Genomic DNA, 6316 nt, shown 5'->3' with positions numbered 1-6316 from the left:
GCTCGAAAGCTTATAAAACCGTACTTTTTGATTTTGTGAGCGTCAGTTTCTTTTATGTTTTGTGGAGGGGAAAACCCAACCCCTCCTCACCCGCTCTACAATATTTATTCTTAACTACGGTACGTTTACGCGTTTGGACACACTACGTATATGACTAAAGTCACGCTACCGCTAACAGCAAGAGACGTGCAAACATCCTTGATGCGGCTAACACGAATTATTTAGGATCGAGGCTTGTAAGGATTTTATAAAAAAGTTGCTAATCAAGGAAATCAAGTTTAATAAATATTTAGTAAATATCTTGATTAAGTATGAAAAAGTAAAATACTCACAAAAAATGCTTTGTTTTGTTAAAAAAAATGAAGTATAGATATTATTGGTATTACCAAATAAAATATCAACCAAATATTTTTTGTAAATGTAAATGTAAATATAAAAATGATAACTTATGTTTGAATTTTCTTGAGTTTTATTATATTGAATATACTTCACTATATTAAATAAGTTCATTGTTTGTAGATTAGACTAATATTTAGAGCGTGATACCTTAAATCGACAAATATTTTTATGTTTATTTGCTAGTTTTTTACAAAATAACGAGCCATAGCTCATAAAATATAAAAGTGATACTCCGAATGAAAAGTATAGAGAACGACATAGTATTAGGCTCAGCAGAAGGTGTTATTCCCTCATCTCCTCCTGGATTCAAATCTGGATTTATTGGAATTATTGGTCGTCCAAATGTTGGTAAATCAACTTTGATGAATCAATTAGTAGGGCAAAAAATTGCGATTACATCTCCAGTCGCTCAAACAACGCGCAATCGCCTTCGTGGGATATTAACTACACCAGAAGCACAATTGATATTTGTAGACACACCAGGAATTCATAAGCCCCATCACCAGTTAGGAAAAGTTCTGGTACAAAATGCCAAAATTGCCATTGAATCTGTAGATATTATTTTATTTGTCGTTGATGCAGCATCTTCTTGCGGTGCAGGCGATCGCTATATCGGAGAATTATTAAGTCGTAGTAGAACGCCTGTAATTTTAGGCTTAAATAAGATTGATAAGCAAGAACCGGAGGTATCTTCTCAGCAGGATGAAAGCTATTATAGCTTGGCGCGATCGCAAAAATGGCAGACGACTAAATTTTCAGCCAAAACGGGAGTAGGACTCCCGGAACTACAAAATTTATTAATTCAAAACATAGAGCCAGGACCGCTTTATTATCCGCCCGATTTGGTCACCGATCAACCAGAGCGTTTTATTATGGGTGAATTAATTCGCGAGCAAATCTTATCATTGACGCGTGAAGAAATTCCCCATTCGGTGGCGATCGCAATTGAAAAAGTTGAGGAAACACCGACTATTACCAGCGTCCTCGCAACCATTAACGTGGAACGTGATTCCCAGAAAGGCATACTCATTGGTAAGGGTGGTAATATGCTGAAGGCTATTGGGAGCGCTGCTCGAGAACAGATCCAAAAGTTAATTGCTGGTAAAGTATATTTAGAACTATTTGTAAAAGTACAACCTAAGTGGCGTCAGTCTCGGATTCGCTTGGCGGAATTAGGATATCGTGTTGAAGAATAGAATTTTTCATAATCAATAATTGAATTCCCCACCTACAATTATCACTGAAGGTGGGAATTTTTATATCACCTCAAATTATCTTTTTCGAGCTACAGTAGATTAAATTTGCTGTGGAATTTTCTTCGTTTATATCTGACTAACGAGTTTTATTTATTACTAGTACTTACAGCAGTTCACCAGTTAATAGGTACAGAATAAATTTGCTGAAACTTGGGGTGAAATGCTTGCAAATATTGGTTTATGGATTATTAATTCTGCTATAAGATTTGCATATGTTTTGTCCGAAGATGTAATTTATCTTGACTGCAAAAGCATCACATTTCAAGTCTCTGGAAGATTTTTGCAAGCGTAAATTCATTTAGAATTATTATTATATTTTGCTTGTGCAAAAGCATTGTTATGAAAAAAAATTGGTAATTTAGTTTAAATTTAGAGCAATATAAGATAGCTGTAGTTCCCATACATAAATTAAAGATTCTGTAAAGTCTTTCACAAAATGACTATTACATTGCAAAATCTGACAACAGATGCACCAAATTAACGGAGTTAGTACAAACTTAATTATCAGGAAAAATTTGTGAAATTTCAAATTCAATCAAATCCTTCTCTTAGGAAAGTTTTGAATAGTTTGTAATCAAAGATAACGTAAATAAATACACTTATCCTTTTGTATCAAAAAAACTTAAAGCCAAATCCAAAAATATTGGTTTTTAACTAAATTTATTTTTATTCCCAACTCGATATGAATGAATATGCAAAATTCAAAACTTGAAATGAATGGCAGGTATAAGTCATTACTTCCTCTGTCTTTGTCAGTAGCAGCGAAGATATCAAATAATCTTCGTTTATCTTTGGCTGATTTACCACCATTAATTAAGCGTGAAACTTTGTTTTCTAGTCCAGACAAATTAAATATACAGATTTCACCAGATGGTAAATACATAACATACATGGCACCTGATAAAAATAATTTACTGCAAGTATGGATTAGGAATGTTGATAGACCGAACGATCGTATTTTAACTAATAATAAAAAGTATTACATTCAAAGTTATTTTTGGAGTTATAATTGCGAGCAAATAATTTATCGTCAAGATGTAAATAATAATGGAAATTTCCAGATTTTTGCGATAGATATCAAGACTAGAAAAATTACAAATTTAACTCCAAAAAAAAATGTCCAGGCACGAATAATTGCTTTAGATCGTAATTTTCCCCATCAATTATTAGTAGGTCTAAATATTAGAGATAAACGTAAACATGATGTTTATCAAGTTAACCTCAAAACAGGTAAAACAACCTTGCGAGTGAAAAATCCTGGTCACTTCATTGATACGATAGCGGATGCTGAATTTAAAATACGTGCGGCGATAGGAATTACTCCCGATGGTGGCTCAACTTTGTCGATTAAAGATAACCATCAAAAACCCTGGAAAGTTATTCGTCGTTGGGGTCCAGATGAGAGTGGTACAGCTTTAGGATTTTCCGAGAATGGAAAAATCCTTTATATTTTAGGCAATCACAATGCCGAAACGATTAGGCTTTCGGCATTGAACTTGAAAACAAAAAAAGAAAGTATTATTGCTCAAAATTTACAATATGACCTTAATGCTACTTTTATTCACCCAACAAAGCGATATGTCCAAGCTGTTGGATTTTATAAAGATAAATTGCAATGGCAAGTATTAGACAAAAGTATTACTGCTGATTTTCAGGCTTTATCAAAAATTCACGGTGGTGAGTTTCGCGTACTCGACCGCGACCTTGCAGACAAAATATGGTTGGTAGCTTATAACTCAGATAATGGACCAACTTACTACTACAAATACAACCGGGTTACTAGAAAAAGTCAGCGATTATTTAGCAACAAACCCGCTCTAGAAAATGTCAAACTAGCAAAAATGCAACCAATATCCTACCAGTCCCGCGATGGACTCAGGATTCATGGTTATCTGACAATACCCGTTGGAATTCCACCAAAGAAACTACCTACAGTACTACTAGTTCACGGAGGACCTTGGATTAGAGATACTTGGGGTTACAATCCCATGGTCCAATGGTTGGCAAATCGTGGTTATGCAGTTTTACAAATTAACTTCCGCGGTTCTACTGGATATGGGAAGAAATTTCTCAATGCTGGTAATAGAGAATGGGGAAGAAAAATGCATGAAGATTTGATTGATGGAGTGAACTGGACAATTCTTCAAGGTATTGCAGATCCAAAAAAAATAGCCATTATGGGCGGTTCTTATGGTGGTTACGCAACTTTAGTTGGTTTAACATTTACACCCAATGTGTTTGCTGCTGGTGTTGATATGGTTGGTCCTAGTAATCTGTTAACTTTAATGGAAAGTATTCCTGGTGACTGGAATACGGTCAAAGCCAGATTCTACCATCGTGTAGGTAATTTAGAAAAAGAAGCGGATTTGCTCAAATCTCGTTCGCCATTGTTTTTTATCAACCGTATCCAAGCTCCATTACTAATTGCACAAGGTGCAAAGGATCCAAGAGTGAAACAGATAGAAAGCGAGCAAATTGTCGTCGCAATGCGAAATGCTAACAAGAATGTTGAATATATTCTCTACCCTGATGAAGGACATGGTTTTACGCGTCCTCAAAATCGACTGCATTTCTATGCAAAGGCTGAAGAGTTTTTGGGTAAGTATTTAGGTGGAAGAATTGAACCAATGACCAATATGTCAGAACATTCTGGAATTATTAAGTAATCTTCTTGAAAGTAATTAAAAATTACCGAAACAGAAACGCTTGGAGATACTAAAAAGTTTGATTTAGGAACTTAAGAAATCCAAAAACATCTCCTCATGCAGTACAAAATTCAATATGATATTTAACATCATAATTAAGTACTTCTTACAGTGAAAACTTCTCCCTTTCCAAGGAAGTACAACATTACAGAAAATTTGGCTGCTTACTTTTTTATGGCACCAACTATCCTAATACTAGGAACTTTCGTAGTGTTGCCGATTGTATTTGCTGTTTTTCTTTCCTTGCACAATGTAAAACTACTGGGCACTATTGAGTATGAGTTTGTTGGCGTTCGTAACTTTACTCAACTTGTTAATGATGAACTAATTTGGATCGCTCTAAAAAATACAGCAGAGTATGTTGTCATTGTTGTCCCCACACAAACAATTTTGGCAGTCATTTTAGCTGTTACCCTTAATTCTGGGATTCGCGGTAAAAACTGGTGGCGCATTCTTTACTTTTTACCCACAGTCACTTCTTCTGCTGTACTAACTCTCATCTTCATGTGGATTTATAACACCAATGGCTTATTAAATGATTTGCTTGCTGCTTTGGGACTACCAACTTACAACTGGTTAGGCGATCCTGGCGTAGCTCTCAAAGTCATCATGATGATGAATATTTGGTCAACTGCTCCCTTTTATATGGTTATTTACCTAGCAGCATTACAAGATATACCCAAAACACTGTATGAAGCTGCAGAATTAGATGGTGCTAATTGGTGGAAACAGTTTATTCACATCACCATTCCCACACTCAAGCCAGTGACATTTTTTGTGGTGGCGATCGGTATCATTGGTACTTTCCAATTATTCGACCAATCTTATATTTTTTCCGGTGGTACGGGTGGTCCTAACAATGCCACATTAACAATAGTTTTATTAATATACCAAGCTGTATTTCGTCACTTGCAAATGGGGTACGCTGCAGCTATCGCTTTCTTATTAGCAATATTAATTATCATAATTACTTTGTTTGGGCGACGGTTATTCGGAGGTGAACGGGTGTGATTAAGCGCCTGAGTATTTCCTGGGTACAGATACTACTTTATTTAGTATTGGCTCTGTATGCAGTTTTCACCATAATTCCTTTTTTGTGGGCATTTTCTGCCTCTTTTAAACCCCTATCGGAAATAGTTGGTGGGGAACCCAATTTTTTCCCAAAACACTTCACTCTCGATAATTACAAACAAATTTTTCTCCAAGAACCATTATTTTTTCGTTGGTTGCTAAACAGTGTAATTATAGCTACCAGTATTACAGTTGCTAATTTACTCTTCAATTCAATGGCTGGTTACGCCCTAGCTCGACTGAATTTTACTGGAAGACGTTTTTGGTTTCTGCTAATTTTGGCAGTTTTAGCCGTACCAGTCCAGGTAACATTAATTCCTACTTTCTTAATTTTAAAAGCCTTTGGCTGGCTGAATTCCTATGAGGGGATGATTGTTCCAGGGATGGTCAATGCAACTTTTATTTTTATGATGCGACAATTTTTTGTCAATTTTCCTCGGGAATTAGAAGAAGCTGCTGCACTTGATGGCTTAACAACATTCGGGATTTTTCGCCATATAGTTCTTCCCCTCGCCAAACCTGCATTAGCAGCCCAAGCAATTTTTGTTTTTATGAATAGCTGGAATAATTTTTTATTACCTGTGGTGATTCTGTTCGACCCTGAAATGTTTACCCTACCTTTGGGGCTTAACACTTTCAAAGGTCAATATATTAGCTATTGGAATTACATCATGGCAGCTTCAATGGTATTTACATTACCGGTTTTAATTATCTATAGCTTTTTCAATCGATATTTTATTCAAAGTGTAAAATTTACAGGTGGTAAAGGTTAAAACAAGACGCAAATTACTGAGAGCAAAAAGTCACTTAAAAGCAAAGCAATTAAGATAAAACACCGTTAATCTACATTTTTTTATTCTCCGTTACCTCCCCATCGCAGATACT

General features: G+C 35.5%; 4 protein-coding genes. All 4 read left to right on the top strand.

What is annotated here, in order from left to right; translation table 11 throughout:
* Window positions 1–635: 635 nt before the first annotated feature.
* Complete coding sequence (gene era / locus QNJ50_RS12690; protein ID WP_300635792.1) at window positions 636–1595, top strand: GTPase Era; 960 nt, start codon at window positions 636–638, stop codon at window positions 1593–1595.
* A gap of 752 nt (window positions 1596–2347) precedes the next feature.
* Entirely contained in the window at window positions 2348–4321 is a 1974-nt protein-coding gene (locus QNJ50_RS12685) for a S9 family peptidase (RefSeq protein WP_300635790.1), read from the top strand.
* A 213-nt stretch (window positions 4322–4534) separates the two neighbouring features.
* A complete protein-coding gene (locus QNJ50_RS12680) occupies window positions 4535–5371 on the top strand; it encodes a sugar ABC transporter permease (protein ID WP_300635801.1) in 837 nt (278 codons plus the stop codon).
* On the top strand, window positions 5371–6204 hold the full coding sequence (locus QNJ50_RS12675; RefSeq protein WP_300635799.1) for a carbohydrate ABC transporter permease: 834 nt from the start codon (window positions 5371–5373) through the stop codon (window positions 6202–6204). Before QNJ50_RS12680 ends, QNJ50_RS12675 begins: the two co-directional genes overlap by 1 nt.
* Window positions 6205–6316 lie beyond the last annotated feature (112 nt).

The organism is Mastigocoleus sp. MO_188.B34, from assembly GCF_030065675.1.
Lineage (GTDB): Bacteria > Cyanobacteriota > Cyanobacteriia > Cyanobacteriales > Nostocaceae > Mastigocoleus.
The sequence above is the reverse complement of the archived record's forward strand: the minus strand, read 5'-3'. Positions and strand labels throughout refer to the sequence as shown.